This window comes from Neopararhizobium haloflavum (genome assembly GCF_002750855.1).
Taxonomy (GTDB): Bacteria; Pseudomonadota; Alphaproteobacteria; order Rhizobiales; family Rhizobiaceae; genus Georhizobium; species Georhizobium haloflavum.
Window position 1 is genome coordinate 658405 of record NZ_NWUC01000001.1, and the last position, 15555, is coordinate 673959.

General features: G+C 63.2%; 15 protein-coding genes and 1 riboswitch. Of the genes, 10 read left to right on the top strand and 5 right to left on the bottom strand.

What is annotated here, in order from left to right; translation table 11 throughout:
* The first annotated feature begins 29 nt into the window (after window positions 1-29).
* Window positions 30-188, top strand: coding sequence for an entericidin domain-containing protein (locus CN673_RS03405; RefSeq protein WP_099864793.1), 159 nt, complete (start codon window positions 30-32; stop codon window positions 186-188).
* A gap of 86 nt (window positions 189-274) precedes the next feature.
* On the opposite strand, the gene CN673_RS03410 is transcribed toward CN673_RS03405, so the two are convergent.
* Together CN673_RS03410 and CN673_RS20830 are read right to left on the bottom strand one after the other, a co-directional pair.
* On the bottom strand, window positions 275-973 hold the full coding sequence (locus CN673_RS03410; protein ID WP_099864794.1) for a cobalamin B12-binding domain-containing protein: 699 nt from the start codon (window positions 971-973) through the stop codon (window positions 275-277).
* Window positions 974-988: 15 nt separating this feature from the next.
* Window positions 989-1258, bottom strand: coding sequence for a hypothetical protein (locus tag CN673_RS20830; protein WP_157928788.1), 270 nt, complete (start codon window positions 1256-1258; stop codon window positions 989-991).
* Between CN673_RS20830 and CN673_RS03415 the strand changes: the two genes are divergently transcribed.
* Window positions 1257-2858 carry a trimethylamine methyltransferase family protein gene (locus CN673_RS03415; protein ID WP_099864795.1) on the top strand — a complete coding sequence of 534 codons (1602 nt, stop codon included), beginning with the start codon at window positions 1257-1259 and terminating at the stop codon, window positions 2856-2858. The two genes, CN673_RS20830 and CN673_RS03415, sit on opposite strands and share 2 nt — an antisense overlap.
* 87 nt (window positions 2859-2945) lie before the next feature.
* Here CN673_RS03415 and bmt read toward each other — a convergent pair whose 3' ends face one another.
* Together bmt and CN673_RS03425 are read right to left on the bottom strand one after the other, a co-directional pair.
* On the bottom strand, window positions 2946-3959 hold the full coding sequence (gene bmt, locus CN673_RS03420; protein WP_099864796.1) for a betaine--homocysteine S-methyltransferase: 1014 nt from the start codon (window positions 3957-3959) through the stop codon (window positions 2946-2948).
* Between the two features lie 73 nt (window positions 3960-4032).
* A complete protein-coding gene (locus CN673_RS03425; RefSeq protein ID WP_099864797.1) occupies window positions 4033-5088 on the bottom strand; it encodes an ABC transporter substrate-binding protein in 1056 nt (351 codons plus the stop codon).
* 224 nt (window positions 5089-5312) lie between these two features.
* Between CN673_RS03425 and CN673_RS03430 the strand changes: the two genes are divergently transcribed.
* The 4 genes from CN673_RS03430 to fdhF are packed head-to-tail and all read left to right on the top strand — an operon-like array spanning window position 5313 to window position 10706.
* Complete coding sequence (locus CN673_RS03430; RefSeq protein ID WP_099864798.1) at window positions 5313-6986, top strand: NADH-ubiquinone oxidoreductase-F iron-sulfur binding region domain-containing protein; 1674 nt, start codon at window positions 5313-5315, stop codon at window positions 6984-6986.
* A 38-nt stretch (window positions 6987-7024) separates the two neighbouring features.
* Entirely contained in the window at window positions 7025-7612 is a 588-nt protein-coding gene (locus CN673_RS03435; RefSeq protein ID WP_157928789.1) for a LysE family translocator, read from the top strand.
* 23 nt (window positions 7613-7635) lie between these two features.
* Window positions 7636-7920: a cupin domain-containing protein gene (locus CN673_RS03440; RefSeq protein ID WP_198585872.1), complete on the top strand. Its 285-nt coding sequence runs from the start codon at window positions 7636-7638 to the stop codon at window positions 7918-7920.
* Complete coding sequence (gene fdhF, locus CN673_RS03445; protein ID WP_099864800.1) at window positions 7917-10706, top strand: formate dehydrogenase subunit alpha; 2790 nt, start codon at window positions 7917-7919, stop codon at window positions 10704-10706. Before CN673_RS03440 ends, fdhF begins: the two co-directional genes overlap by 4 nt.
* A 266-nt stretch (window positions 10707-10972) precedes the next feature.
* Here the strand turns inward: fdhF and CN673_RS20835 are convergent, their stop codons facing one another.
* Complete coding sequence (locus CN673_RS20835; RefSeq protein WP_157928790.1) at window positions 10973-11122, bottom strand: hypothetical protein; 150 nt, start codon at window positions 11120-11122, stop codon at window positions 10973-10975.
* 188 nt (window positions 11123-11310) lie between these two features.
* Between CN673_RS20835 and CN673_RS03450 the strand changes: the two genes are divergently transcribed.
* From CN673_RS03450 to cobW, 4 genes are all read left to right on the top strand, one after another.
* Window positions 11311-12771: a cobyric acid synthase gene (locus CN673_RS03450; protein WP_099864801.1), complete on the top strand. Its 1461-nt coding sequence runs from the start codon at window positions 11311-11313 to the stop codon at window positions 12769-12771.
* A 36-nt stretch (window positions 12772-12807) separates the two neighbouring features.
* Window positions 12808-13187, top strand: a riboswitch (cobalamin riboswitch).
* Window positions 13188-13241: 54 nt separating this feature from the next.
* Window positions 13242-13955, top strand: coding sequence for a HupE/UreJ family protein (locus CN673_RS03455; RefSeq protein ID WP_245409755.1), 714 nt, complete (start codon window positions 13242-13244; stop codon window positions 13953-13955).
* A 21-nt stretch (window positions 13956-13976) separates the two neighbouring features.
* Entirely contained in the window at window positions 13977-14495 is a 519-nt protein-coding gene (gene cobU / locus CN673_RS03460; RefSeq protein ID WP_099865049.1) for a bifunctional adenosylcobinamide kinase/adenosylcobinamide-phosphate guanylyltransferase, read from the top strand.
* Between the two features lie 4 nt (window positions 14496-14499).
* Window positions 14500-15552, top strand: coding sequence for a cobalamin biosynthesis protein CobW (cobW, locus tag CN673_RS03465; protein ID WP_099864802.1), 1053 nt, complete (start codon window positions 14500-14502; stop codon window positions 15550-15552).
* Window positions 15553-15555 lie beyond the last annotated feature (3 nt).

Below are 15555 nucleotides of genomic sequence, written 5' to 3' on the forward strand. Positions count from 1 at the left end.
ACCGGGCGCTCCAGACTAGGGACAGTACGATGACCAAGATTATCGGCCGCACCGCCATCCTTTGTGTAGCACTCTTCTCACTGGCCGCATGCGGCAATACGATCCGTGGCGTGGGCGCCGACATGGCCAACACCGTCGATGCGACGCAGTCGGCCGGCCAGGACGTCGATGCAGCCGCTTCCTACTAGGCTTCCTGCCGCGCAGAGCTAACGCACGCGTTGATGTTCAGCAGCGAGTGCATTGAGGCCGGGTGACCCCCGGCCTTTTTTCGTGCTCAGGCCGTCTGGGCCTGATTGTGCCGGCGCTTCATATAGGCTTTTGCCGTTTCCACCGCGACGGCCGCGTCACGGCAATAGGCATCGGCGCCGACCGCTTTTCCGAACTCCTCGTTCAGCGGCGCACCGCCCACGAGCACGACGAAATCATCGCGGATGCCCTTTTCCTTCATAGTGTCGATGACGACCTTCATGTAGGGCATCGTGGTCGTCAAAAGCGCTGACATGCCGACGATATCTGGCTGGTGCTCGTCGATGGCCGCCAGGTAGTTCTCCACCGGATTGTTGATGCCGAGATCGACGACGTCGAAGCCGGCGCCCTCCATCATCATGCCGACGAGGTTCTTGCCGATGTCGTGGATGTCGCCCTTGACCGTACCGATCACCATCTTGCCAAGCTTGGGAGCGCCGGTTTCGGCCAGAAGGGGGCGCAGGATGAACATCCCCGCCTTCATGGCATTGGCCGACAGTAGAACCTCCGGCACGAACAGGATGCCGTCGCGAAAATCCTCGCCGACGATGCGCATGCCTTCGACCAACGCCTCCGTCAGCACCTCATAAGGCGCCCAGCCGCGGTCGAGCAGGATGTGCGTGGCTTCCTCGATCTCCTCCTTCAGGCCATCATAGAGATCGTCGTGCATCTGCTGAACGAGTTCGTCGTCGGAAAGGTCGGCGAGAATGATTTCGTCGTCGGACATCTGCTGTCGAAGCCTTCATCTCGGGCTGAACGCGGGCGGAATCATCGCGCCGCGCGCAGGGATCAGTTTGTGCTCTATATCGCCGGAAAACAGGCGAATCGGGTTCCTCAAAAACGACGCGCGGAGCGCTGAATTACGACGTGGAATGCGGTTTGAAATGTCTTGGTAGCGCCAGCGGTTGGCGCTGTCGGCATAAGCACGGTACGAGGGAGCGGATAGCATCGCCTCAAACCTGCCACGGAGCGGGCAATGCGGCATTGGCGGAACAAAGGTCTCGTCACTCATGGATCATTCAAGCGACGCGCCTCTCGGCGATCTCAACGCGGGCGAAACGACAGCGGCGGCGGGTGGCCGGCGCGGGCGAGGCGAGGGGCGGGGCGCTGCGGCGCGGCGCGCCGCGCGCAGCGGTGGCGGCCCCGGTGTCGCCAATCCGTTCATCCGGCGACGCATCCGGGAATACGAAGTCCTCGACGAGGAGGGGCTGTCGCTGATCGAGGCGAATGCCGACACGGTGCTGGAAGAGATCGGCATCGAGTTCAGGGACGACGCCGAAGCGCTCAGCCTCTGGAAGGATGCAGGCTGCGACGTACGTGGCGAACGGGTGCATTTTCCCAAGGGGCTTTGCCGCGAACTCCTGAAGACGGCTCCGGCGACGTTTGTCCAGCACGCGCGCAATGCGGAGCGCTCCGTCGAGATCGGCGGCAAGGCGACCGTCTTCGCGCCCGTCTACGGTCCGCCCTTCGTGCGCGATCTGGAAGGCCAGCGCCGCTATGCAACGATCGAGGATTTTCGCAATTTCGTGAAGCTCGCCTATATGGCGCCGTCGCTGCACCACTCGGGCGGCACGGTTTGCGAGCCGGTCGACATCCCGGTCAACAAGCGGCACCTGGACATGGTCTACAGCCATATCCGCTATTCGGACAAACCGTTCATGGGATCGGTGACCGCGCCGGAGCGGGCGCAGGACACGGTCGACATGTGCAAGATCCTGTTCGGCGCTGAATTCGTCGACCAGAACTGCGTCGTCATCAACCTCATCAACGCCAACTCGCCGATGGTTTTCGACGAGACGATGCTGGGCGCGGCCAAGGTTTATGCCCGCAACAATCAGGCGACGGTGATTTCGCCCTTCATCCTTGCCGGGGCGATGAGTCCTGTGACAGTCGCCGGAACGCTGACGCAGATTCTCGCCGAAGTGCTGGCCGGCGCCGCCTTCACGCAGTTGATACGACCGGGAGCGCCGGTGCTGTTCGGTACGTTCGCCGCGTCGATCTCGATGCAATCGGGAGCGCCGACCTTCGGAACGCCCGAGCCCTCGCTCGTTTCTTACGGCGCGGCGCAACTGGCCAGGCGTCTCGGCCTGCCGTTCCGCACTGGCGGGTCACTCTGCGCCTCGAAGGTGCCCGACGCCCAAGCGGCGCATGAAAGCGCGAACACGCTCAACACGACGCTGCTTGCCGGTACGAACTTCGTGCTGCACTCGGCCGGCTGGCTGGAGGGCGGACTGGTCTCGTCCTATGAGAAATTCATGATCGACGTCGATCAGCTGGGCATGATGCAGAGGATGGCCGAAGGCGTCGATCTTTCAGAGACCGGCCAGGCGATGGACGCCATCCGGGAGGTCGGGCCGGGAAGCCACTATCTCGGCTGCCAGCATACGCAGGCGCATTTCCAGACGGCGTTCTATCGTTCGAGCCTTGCCGACAACAATTCCTACGAGCAATGGGCGGCCGAGGGAGAGAAGCGGATCGAAGCGCGGGCGAACGCGCTCTGCCGATCGTGGCTGGAGCGATACGAGGCTCCGGCAATCGATCCGGGGACCGACGAAGCACTGCAGGACTTCGTGCGTCAGCGCAAGGACTCAATGCCCGACGCTTTCACCTGAGAGAGTCCCGCCGCCAGGGAGCAAGGCGCAGCGGAAAAGGTCAGCCGGATCATTCACAGGGCCGTATGGCGCGGCCTTTCGGAATGATCAGGCGCGACGCCGGCCGCGTCGCTCGCGCTGCGGCGCGGTCTTGTCGTCACCGGCCGGCTTGTTGCGCAAGGGGCCGATGCGATCGACAATCGTCTCGATCGTCGGCCGTTCGCCCTTTTCGTGTGTGTCTATGGCCTGGCGCATGGCCTTCAAGTGCTCGCACGCCGTTCCGCAACACCCGCCGATGATCGTCGCACCGGCATCGATGGCGAGCCGGGCGTAATCGGCCATGAGGGGCGGCGTTCCGGAATAGTGAATCTGCGCGCCGCGAAATTCGGGAATGCCGCAATTGCCCTTGACCACGATCGCGGCACCTTCGCGCGCATCGCTCATGTCGAGCAGCGAGGACAGGATGTCCGCGGCGCCGACACCGCAATTGGCCCCCACGGCGACCGGGCCCGGCGCAACATCGCTCGAAAGTTCATGGATATCGCGCGGGTGCACGCCCATCATCGTGCGGCCGGCCGTATCGAAGGAGGCGGTGTAGACATAGGGCAGGCCGATGGCAACCGCGGCCGTGCATGCTGCCTTGATCTCGTCGGGCGAGGACATGGTCTCGATCCACGCAACATCGATCCCGCCGGCCTTGAGGCCTTCCATCTGCTCTCTGAATGCGTCCACCGTCTCATCAAAAGTGAGCGCTCCAAGCGGTTCGAGCAATTCACCGGTCGGGCCAACCGAGCCTGCAACGATGACCGTTCGCTCTGCCGCGTCGGCGACCTGCCTTGCGATCTCCGCCGCGCGGTGATTGATCTCGAAGACCCGGTCGTCAGCGCCATGCAGCTTGAGGCGATGCCGCGTCCCGCCGAAAGAGTTGGTCAGAATGATATCGCAGCCCGCCGCGACGAACTGGCGGTGAAGATCGCTGATGCGATCCGGCGCCGTTTCATTCCACAATTCCGGAGCCTCGCCGGCTTCCAGGCCCATGGCGAAGAGACTTGTGCCCATTGCGCCATCGGCAAGGAGGACACCTTTTTGTGCGATGAGTTGGCTGAGGGGATCGACGGACATGACGCGGGTTCCTGGCGCGAATGCAGACCAGGTAATGATATAAACATATCTTTATATCACTGCAAGATGCCCGTTACCGCGACTTGCCTGCAGAACGCTCCAGGTCCGCATTCACCTTGCCGAAGGCTTCCTCACTTACCCATTCGCGCCAGGTGTCCGGGTGGGTCCGCAGAAAATGGATCGCCGCTTCCTCCCCGGAAGCCTTGCCGTCCGTCATCCAGGCCAGCAGGCCATTCAGCACATCGTTGCCCAGCGAACGCTTCTTGAGATAGCCGAGCGCCCCGTTCGCCCGACGCGCGAAGCCGTCCGTCACGACGGTATAGACCTCCGATCGCGGCCATGCGGTTATCCGCGGCGCGGCGCAATCAGGATCGATGATGCAGCCATGCCAGAGTTCCTCGTCATAGGGTGCATCGAAATTGAGTTTCACCATGTCATAGCGCCCGAGCGCGGCCGTTGGCGCCCAATAGTAGCCGAGCCATCCCTTGCGATCGGCGTAGGCCTCGGCCAGCGACTCCTCGAGTGCTTCGCCAGTAGCGGACGGAAGAAGGTCAAATCCTTTCTCCCATCCCCGATAGGCTTCGAAGAGATTGGTGGTGGAGATCTGGCAGCTCCAGCCTTCCGGGCAGTTGTGCAACGCTCCACGCCGGGGATCGCCAGGCGCCGGGAAAAGTTCCGGCGCGGCCAACGCATCGGCGACCGTCTCGATTTCGGGATGAGCCTCGGCGATGTATTGCGGAATCCACCAGCCTTCCACACCTCCATCGGCGAAGGCCGGCGCCATATAATGCAACTCCCGTGTCGCAACCGCCTGGTCAAGCGTCTCGCGTGCCGAGTTGATCCAGGTTTCCGGCGATACGTCCGGCTTGCCTTCATCGATCATGGAATTGAGCGTCGACATGGTGTCGCCGGGGATCAGTTCGACGTCGCAGCCGTAACCGTGTTCGAGGATGATCGCGTCTATATGGGAGAAGATGGAGGCTGACGCCCAGTTGAGTTCGGCGATCGACACGTCTCCGCAGGAAAGCGGTCGGTCGCCGGCTTCTCGGGCCGGGTGTTCCTGGGCGAACGCTGAAGGGGCAAGGGTGAAAAGCGCTGCCCAGACAAGGTTTTGTGATATGGACGTCATGTCGGTTCTACCCATTCGACTGTCTTACGCCGCAAGAACGACAAAGGCAAAGGCGGCAGGCTCGTTCCCCACCGCACAAACCCGATGCGCCGCATCGCCGCATCGCGCGGTTTGCAAGGCCGTATAATGGTACGGCTCTGCGCCTTTTTGACGACAAGGGTGTTGCACCAGAATTATTGAGCACGCAGGAAGAGGCCACGAAAGAGTGTGGCAGGCGAGGCAGAATGAAAGCGGGCGAGGGACGACGGAAAAACGCGCCGAAGGGCAGAGCGCTGGACGATGCCGCGCTGATGGATGTCGAGGCGCTGCTGGGGCAGCGGACGATCCGGCGCGACCATCTGATCGAATATCTGCATCTTGTTCAGGACGCTTTCGGTTGCCTGTCTGCCGACCACCTCAGGGCGCTTGCCGAGATCATGCGGCTTTCGCAGGCGGAGGTCTACGAAGTCGCATCATTCTACGATCATTTCGATGTCGTGCGCGAGGGCGAGCCGCGACCCGCGCCGCTGACGATCCGGGTCTGCGACAGCCTTTCGTGCATGATGGCGGGCGCGGAAACGCTGATCAGCGAACTTCAGACTGCCGTCGATCCTCAGTTCGTCCGCGTCGTTCGCGCGCCCTGCATGGGCCGATGCGCAACGGCGCCGGCTGCGCGGCTTGGCGATCGCGAAGTGGATCATGCCAGCGCCGAAGGGCTGAAGCGGATGGCGGATGACGGCGCATTCGATCCGGTCATTCCGGATTACGTGCAACTGGCCGCCTATCGTGCGCAGGGCGGCTATGATCTCCTTCAAGCGGTCCGGTCCGGCGAGCGCAGTGCCGACAACCTGATTTCGAGCCTGTCCGACGCCGGGCTGCGCGGCCTTGGCGGGGCAGGATTTCCAGCCGCCAAGAAGTGGCAGATCGTCAAGGGGTTTGCCGGCCCGCGGCTGATGTCGATCAACGGCGACGAAGGCGAACCGGGCACATTCAAGGATCGCTACTATCTGGAACGTGATCCGCACCGCATGCTGGAGGGTGCGCTGATTGCCGCGCAGGTCGTCGAGGCGGAGCGCATCTACCTCTACATGCGCGACGAGTACCCGGCCGTTCTGGAAATCCTGCGCCGCGAGATCGCTGCGCTCGAGGAAGCCGAACTCGCCGCGCCGGGCTTCATCGAACTCAGGCGTGGTGCCGGCGCCTATATCTGCGGCGAAGAGAGCGCGATGCTGGAGTCGATCGAGGGCAAGCGCGGTCTGCCACGCCATCGTCCTCCTTATATCGCCGAGAAAGGGCTCTTCGGCCGACCGACGCTCAACCACAATATCGAAACGCTGTGGTGGGTGCGCGACATCGCCGAAAACGGCGCCGACTGGTTCGCGGCGATGGGGCGCAAGGACCATCCGGGCATCCGCTCCTGGTCCGTGTCGGGTCGTGTGAAGGAGCCGGGCGTCAAATTGGCGCCGGCCGGGGTGACGGTGCGCGAACTGATCGACGATTATTGCGGCGGAATGGCCGATGGCCATGCCTTCAAGGCGTATCTGCCGGGCGGGGCCTCCGGCGGTATCCTGCCGGCCGCGATGGACGACGTTCCGCTCGATTTCGGCGGCAGGCTCGCTGAACTCGGTGGCTTCGTCGGGAGCCACGCGGTCGTCATCCTTTCCGACAAGGACAGCGTCAAGGACGCTACGCTCAATCTCCTGCGGTTCTTCAAGCATGAGAGTTGCGGCCAGTGCACGCCCTGCCGATCCGGCACGGAAAAGATGGTGCAACTCCTGGAGCGGCCGGGGGGCTTTGACGAAGAGGCGATGCGTGATCTGGAAGCGGTGATGCGGGACGCTTCCATCTGCGGGCTTGGGCAGGCCGCGCCGAACCCCGTGAACCACCTTTTGACCCATTTCAGAGACGACCTCGAATGAGCGCGGACTCCTTTTCGATTCTCTTCACCGCCTGGGTCATGCTGGTGGTCGCAATGGCAGCGCCAGGGCCCAACCTCGTGGCGGCGGCCTCGACCGCGCTCGGCAGCGGTCGCCGCGCCGGCTTTGCCGTGGTCTGCGGCATCGCGTCAGGGTCGTTTCTGTGGGCGCTGGCCTCCAGCTTCGGCCTCTCGGTGGTCTTCACACTGCATCCGCCGCTGTTCCTGATCCTCAAGGTCGGCGGCGGGCTCTACCTTTGTTATCTGGGACTGCGGGCCTTGTTGGCCGCGTGGAGGAATGTTCCGGGAGCGATCCGCGCCGACGCCGGCGCGCTCTCCATCCGGGCGGGGTACCGGCGCGGGTTGACGATCTGTCTGCTCAATCCGAAATCCGCGCTGTTCTGGGCATCGATATCCGCCTTCGTGCTATCCTCAGAAGCGCCGTCCATCGTCATCTTCGAGTTTTGCCTGGTGGCGGGCCTGTCGTCTTGTGCGATCTACGGCACGTATGTTCTGCTCTTCTCCTCAGAACTGGCTCAACGGATCTACCGGCGTGCGATGCGCTGGTTCGAGGCAGCGTTCGGTCTTTTCTTTGTTCTCGTCGGCGGGCAACTCCTCGTCAGTCGATGAGTGCGCGAATCAAGGGAAACATGATGACCATCAAGGCAGTCGGAACCGTTCAGATCGACAATGAGCGCACGCGGGTGACCGAGTGGCGGTTCGCGCCCGGCGCCGAAACCGGCGAACACGTCCATGAACACGACTATGTCGTGGTGCCGGGGCTGAACGGCCAATTGCGGATCGTCGACCCGAAGGGGTCGGAAAGTATTGTCGATCTTTCCGCAGGCGGCTCCTATTTTCGGGAGAAGGGCGTGCATCACAACGTGATCAACGCCAATGACTACGACTTCTCTTTCGTGGAAATCGAGTTCAAATGACCAAGACGATCAGCTTCACAATCGACGGCAGGACGGTCGAGGCGAGCGCGGGCGAGACGATCTGGGAGGTCGCCAAACGCGCTGGAACGCGCATTCCGCATCTGTGCCACCTCGACAAGCCCGGCTACAGGCCGGACGGCAATTGCCGCGCCTGCATGGTCGAAATCGAGGGTGAGCGCACCCTTGCAGCCTCCTGCATCCGCAAGCCCGCCGCCGACATGGTGGTGAAGACGACGACGGAGCGCGCGGACAAGGCCCGGCGCATGGTGTTCGAGATGCTTGCGTCCGACATGCCGGCCCGCGAGGCTTCGCCCGACGAGCAGTCGGCGTTCTGGGACTGGGCCGGTTCGATGGGCATTTCGGGGTCGGCGCGCTACCGCTCGAAATTCGAGCATGAAACGCCGCCGCTCGGCCACGACGTCACCAATCCAGCCATCGCCGTCAATCTCGATGCCTGCATCGCCTGCAATGCCTGCGTGCGCGCTTGCCGGGAGGTCCAGGTGAACGACGTTCTGGGGATGGGCGAACGCGGCAGCCATACCGTGCCGGTTTTCGACATCCACGACCCGATGGGGCACTCGACCTGCGTGACCTGCGGGGAGTGCGTGCAGGCCTGCCCGACCGGCGCGCTCTACGAAAAGACGCTGATGGATAACGGCAATCGCACACGCAGCGTCAAGGATTTCGACAAGGTCGTCGATTCGGTCTGTCCGTTCTGCGGCGTCGGCTGCCAGACAACGGTTGCGGTCAAGGACGACACGATCGTCCAGGTCGACGGTCGTGACGGGCCGGCCAACGAGAACCGCCTGTGCGTCAAGGGCCGTTTCGGCTTCGACTATGTCCGATCGCCGGACCGTTTGAGAACGCCGCTGGTGCGCCGGGACGACGCGCCGAAGCGTGGCGACATCAATCTGAAGGGTGCCGATCCTCTCTCTGTATTCCGCGAAGCCACATGGGACGAGGCGCTGGAACGCGCCGCCTCGGGTCTGAACCGGATACGGGACGAGAAAGGCGGACAGGCGATTGCCGGATTCGGCTCGGCCAAGGGTTCGAACGAGGAGGCCTATCTTTTCCAGAAGTTCATCCGGCAGGGTTTCGGCACGAACAACGTCGACCACTGCACGCGGCTTTGCCACGCATCCTCGGTCGCCGCCCTCATGGAGGGGGTTGGCTCCGGCGCGGTTTCGGCCCCGTTCATGGATGCGCTGAAGGCCGACTGCATCATCGTCATCGGGGCGCGGCCGACCACGAATCACCCGGTTGCTGCAACGTATTTCAAGCAGGCAGCCAAGCAGGGGCGCAAACTTGTCGTCATCGATCCGCGACGCCAGGATCTGATGCGGCATGCCAGCCACTCGCTGGTTTTCAAGCCAGGCACCGACGTGGCGTTGCTGAACGCGATGCTCAATGTGATCATCGCCGAAAGGCTTTACGACGAGCAGTACATCCAGGCCAACGTCTCAGGGTTCGACGCGCTGCGCGAGAAGGTAAAGGACTTCACGCCGGAAGCGATGGAGGAGGTCTGCGGCATCGCGGCCGACGTCATCCGGGACGTCGCGCGGACGTATGCCAAATCCGAGCGCTCGATCATCTTCTGGGGCATGGGAATTTCGCAGCACACCCATGGCACCGACAACTCCCGCTGCCTGATCGCGCTTGCACTCATTACCGGCCACATCGGGCGACCGGGCACGGGACTGCACCCGCTGAGGGGACAGAACAACGTTCAGGGCGCTTCGGACGCGGGTCTCATCCCGATGGTCTATCCCGATTACCGGTCGGTCGAGGACCCCGATATCCGCGCCGAATTCGAAGACCTCTGGGGCCGACCGCTGGATGCCAAGCGCGGACTGACCGTCGTCGAGATCATGGATGCCGTCCATGATGGCGCGATCACCGGCATGTATGTCATGGGCGAAAATCCGGCGATGTCGGACCCCGACCAGACCCATGCGCGCGCAGCGCTCGCCAAGCTCGACCATCTGGTGGTTCAGGATATCTTCCTGACCGAGACGGCCTGGCATGCGGACGTCGTGCTGCCTGCATCGGCGCATGCCGAGAAACTGGGCACTTTCACCAATACCAACCGCCAGGTGCAGATCGGCCGGCCGGCCATCTCGCTGCCAGGCGAGGCCCGACAGGACTGGGAGATCATCCAGAGCCTTGCCAATCGCTGCGGCATGTCTTGGGCGTATGAGCACGTATCGCAGGTCTATACGGAAATGGCCTCGACGATGCCGTCGCTGAAGAACATTTCCTGGGCACGGGTGGAAGACGAGGAGTCTGTGACTTATCCGGCCGATGCGCCTGACAGGGCCGGCAATGAGATCATCTTCGCGAACGGCTTTCCGACGAAGGACCGACGCGGCAAGATCGTTCCCGCCGATCTGTTGGCCCCGGATGAGGTCCCCGACGAGGCCTATCCGCTGGTGCTGACGACGGGGCGCCTTCTGGAGCATTGGCACACTGGAGCGATGACGCGGCGCGCGGGCGTGCTCGACGCCATCGAGCCAGAGGGCATCGCATCCATGAATCCGCGCGAAATCGAACGGCGCGGCATGCGTCAGGGCATGATGGTGAAGGTGGAGACGCGGCGCGGCACCGTGGAGGCATTGCTGCGGGCCGACCGGGAGGTCGCCGACGGGATGATCTTCATGCCGTTCTGCTTCAACGAGAGCCCGGCCAACGTGCTGACCAATCCGCAACTCGATCCGTTCGGAAAAATTCCGGAGTTCAAGTTCTGTGCTGCGCGGATCGCGGTCGCCGAGCCTGTCGAGCAGGCCTGAACTTACGCATCGGACAACTTTTTGCGCAGGTTAAGAAAGAAAAGCGGGCGATTCATACTCGCTTAAGCTCTCACTAACCCTACGGTAACGATATCGGCTTAATTCTGTTGGTGCGGCGGGGGACAAACCGCCTCGCTCCGGAAAAAGGTCACGCGTCCCGGAGCCAGACAAGTTCACGCGATGTCCGCAGCGTTATTGCGGTGCAGCCAGCGTATTCCGGCAAACCGCGCGAGGTCTCCTCGCGCGGTTTTCGCGTATCGGCCCGATCAGACGTCCTGACCCGACATTGCCCGCACATAGCCGAACGGGCCGCAATTGATCTGATGACGGATGACGAAATCGTAGGGGTCGCGATTGGCGGCCGGTGCGACGGTGCTGGTGACTGCGCGGTTCTTGCGACGGAAAAATGCAAACATGTCTTTTGGCCTTTCGACCGACAGGGGTGGAACATCAGACGCATATTTCAGCGTTTGCACGCGATATAGGCACGCTTGGTGCGCTGCGGTATATCGCTGACGCCGCGCCGTGTCGCATTTGAGACTGGTTCTGAAAAATCATGCGCGGCGCGGTGACGCAGCCCTGGTCTTCGGCTAATCGATTGGCCATGACACGCGCCATCATGCTGCAGGGGACAGGGTCTGACGTCGGGAAAACGGTGCTGGTCGCCGGGCTCTGCCGGCTCGCGGCCAATCGCGGCCTGACCGTTCGGCCGTTCAAGCCGCAGAACATGTCGAACAACGCCGCCGTAGCCGATGACGGCGGGGAAATCGGCCGGGCGCAGTGGCTGCAGTCGATGGCCTGCAGAACGCCGTCATCCGTTCACATGAACCCGGTCCTTCTGAAGCCGGAAAGCGACACGGGCAGCCAGATCGTCGTTCAGGGCAAGGTGTTCGGCCGGGCGGCAGGGCGTGACTATCAGAAGCTGAAACCGGAGCTTCTGGACCGGGTCGCCGAAAGCTTCTCATTCATCGAGGACGGCGCCGATCTCGTTCTCGTCGAGGGGGCGGGATCGCCGGCGGAAATCAATCTGCGGGCGGGCGACATCGCCAATATGGGGTTTGCAGAGCGTGTCGGCGTGCCGGTCGTTCTCGTCGGCGATATCGACCGTGGCGGCGTCATCGCATCGCTCGTCGGCACACATGCCGTCCTGCCGGAGGCGGACCGGAAAAGAATCTGCGGGTTCTTGATCAACAAGTTCCGTGGTGACATCTCGCTTTTTGATACCGGGCTGAGGGCGATCACGGATTTTACCGGATGGCCGTCCTTCGGGGTCGTCCCGTGGCTGGCCGAGGCCGGCCGGCTGCCACCGGAGGATTCGGTGGTTCTGGAACGCATGGTTCGTCGCGCCGGTGGCGCACTGAAGGTGGCCGTCCCCGTTCTTTCACGCATTGCGAATTTTGACGACCTCGATCCGCTCGCAGCCGAGCCGGATGTGGAACTGGTCTATGTGCGTCGAGGCGAATCGATCCCGCAGGACGCCGGGCTGGTCGTGCTTCCGGGCTCAAAATCGACGATCGGCGACCTTGCGGCATTTCGCAGCGAAGGATGGGACGTTCAGCTGAGCCGGCACGTTCGGGCAGGGCGCCATGTCCTCGGCCTTTGCGGCGGATATCAGATGCTCGGCAGGCTTGTGGCCGACCCCTGCGGTGTCGATGGCGCGCGCTCCGAGGTCAAAGGGCTGGGTCTGCTCGATATCGAAACCACGATGGCTGCCGAGAAGACCGTTCGTCAGGTAAATGGGCAGGCGGTCGCGTTCGGCGTGGCCGTGGAGGGCTATGAAATTCACATGGGGCGTACCGGCGGCGCCGACTGCGCGCGACCCCTCACGATGCTGGCCGGGACGGCCGATGGGGCGATGTCCGCCGACGGCAAGGTCTGTGGCACGTACCTTCACGGCTTGTTTGCCAACGATGCCTTTCGCCGCGCCTATCTCGCATCGTTCGGCATCACCGCAAGCGGTTCGGACTACCGGAAAGGTGTGGAGGACGCGCTCGACGCCATTGCGGCCACGCTCGAGGCGACGATCGATTTCGATGCGATGTTGCGGCATGCCACGCGGCGCTGAGGCCGGCGCGATTGACACACATCGAGCGCCGTGCCTATCAATGTGCATTCGAACGGTTCTTCGATCGTCATCGGCGATCGGGGATGAAAAGGGAATGCGAGGGGTGGACCCAATCCGGGCACCTTGATCGCAGCCGACCCCGCGACTGTAGAGCGGCAAGGCTGTCCCATCCGTCTTTTGAACGCTTCGGGTCGACAAGCATCGCGTGGTGCGTTGCGGGCCCGGCGCAGGAAAAGGGCGGAAAAGCCACTGAAGTGGCGATGCGCACAACCGGGCTGGACGCCTCTTTTCTACGAATCGTCCGCCAGCGCACCGCGAAAACACTTCGGGAAGGCGAGGGTCAGCCGCTGCGCCGGACAACGATGTCCGGCGCGAGAGCCGTGAGCCAGGAGACCTGCCTTTCGAACATTCGCCAGAGGGACGGGGTGTTCCGCTCGTGGCCAGCAGTCTCGGTCCGGGGATACCGGAATATGGGGGAGACTGCCGGTCGGATGGACGCCCTGTCGCATGGCCGCTCAGGCGGCCTGGACACGGGAGTTGTCTTCATCATGCAGACTGTAAAGCGGGCGGCCGTCGCTGCCGCGACGACACTTTTCGCCACTCAAGCATTTGCCCACCATCCGATGGGCGGCGCGACGCCATCCACCTTCGGTCAGGGACTGTTGTCGGGCGTCGGGCATCCGATCATCGGGCTCGACCATCTCGCCTTCATCATCGCGGTCGGGATTGCCGCGAGCTTGACGCGTCATCGCTTCACCATGCCGCTCTTCTTCATTGCAGCCACCATCCTCGGCACGCTCGTTCACCTGATGTCGATCGGCTTGCCGCTGGTCGAATTCATGGTTTCGCTCTCGGTCGCAACGCTGGGCGTCATGCTGCTTTCAGGGCGCAACTGGCCGGCTGGTGCCTATGCCGGCGTCTTCGCCATTGCCGGGCTATTTCATGGCCATGCCTATGGTGAGGCTGTCTTTGGTGCCGAAACAACTCCGGTGGTTGCCTATCTGCTCGGTTTCGGGGCGACGCAGTATCTGATCGCTATCGGTGCCGGGCTTGTCGCCACCGCACTTCTGGCATCCGGGCGCACGGGGGAGAATGTCGCCTTGCGAATCTCCGGCGGTGTCGTCGCGGGGGCGGGTGTGTTGCTCGTCGGCGAGCATGTGCTTGCCATGGTCGGTCTGGCCTGACCGGTGAGCCAAGCCCCACCGATAAGGACCGTCTTCGTCCTCGGCGGCGCCCGTTCGGGCAAGACGGCCTTTTCGGAGGCGCTGGCCGGTGAGAGCGGCCTCGACCGCCATTATGTGGCGACGGGGCGTGCCTGGGACGACGAAATGCGCGCGCGTATCGACCGGCACAGGGCAATGCGCGGTCGCACATGGATGACGCACGAAACGCCGCTGGGGCTCACGCAGACATTGCGCAGCGAACTGTCACCCGCGCGCGTCGTACTGGTCGACTGCCTGACGCTCTGGGTGACGAACCTGATGATGGAAGAGCAGGGCGATGCCGCCATCGACGCCGCATTCGACGACCTGGTCGCCGTTATCCAAGATCCGGCCGGTCCGCTGATCCTCGTGTCCAACGAGGTTGGTCTCGGCATCGTGCCGGAAAATTCCATGGCCCGCGCGTTCCGCGATCATGCGGGCCGCCTCCATCAAAAGATCGCGGCCGCGGCGGATGAGGTCTATTTCATTGCCGCCGGCCTGCCCCTGAAAATGAAGGGATGACCCCATGCAAACGAAGATCCCGGCGACGGTGATCACCGGCTTTCTCGGTGCCGGCAAGACAACGATGATCCGCAATCTCCTGACCCGCGCGGATGGAAGGCGGATCGCGCTGATCATCAACGAATTCGGCGACCTCGGGGTCGATGGCGAGGTCCTGAAGGGGTGCGGCGCCGAGGCGTGTTCGGAAGAGGATATCGTCGAACTGACCAATGGCTGCATCTGCTGCACCGTCGCGGACGATTTCATACCGACGATGGAGACGCTTCTGGCGCGCGAGAACCGCCCCGATCACATCGTGATCGAGACTTCGGGACTTGCCTTGCCGCAGCCGCTTGTCGCGGCGTTCAACTGGCCCGGCATCAAGGAGCGCGTGACCGTTGACGGCGTCGTCACCGTGGTCGATAGCCCGGCCGTCGCCGCCGGTCGGTTCGCCGATGACGAGGGCCGCATCGATGCGATGCGCACCGCCGACGAGACGCTCGACCACGAAAGCCCGCTGGAGGAATTGTTCGAGGACCAACTGACGTCGGCGGACCTGATCATCCTGAACAAGGCCGACCTCATCGACAGCGCCGGCATGGATGCTGTGCGTGCGTTCGTTGCCGGTCGGTCAAACCGCAAACCCCAGATGATCGAGGCATCCGGCGGCAAGGTGCCCGCTTCCGTGCTGCTGGGGCTGGGCGTGGGTACGGAAAACGACATCGCCAACCGGCCTTCGCAGCATGAGCGAGACCATGCAGACGGCAGCGACCACGATCATGACGAGTTCGAAAGCTTCGTCGTCGATCTGGGATCCGTCAGCGCGCCGGAAAGCTTTACCGACGGGCTGAAGCGCGTGATCGACGCGCACGACATCCTGCGCCTGAAAGGCTTCGTCGACGTACCCGGAAAAGCCATGCGGCTGGTCGTCCAGGCAGTCGGCAGCCGCATCGATACCTATTTCGATCGTCCCTGGAGACCGGGAGAGCCGCGTGCGACACGGCTTGTCGTGATCGGCCTGCACGATCAGCTGGATCCTGCCGCGATCCGCGACGGGATCGCGGCGGCGGCGGCCTGAAGC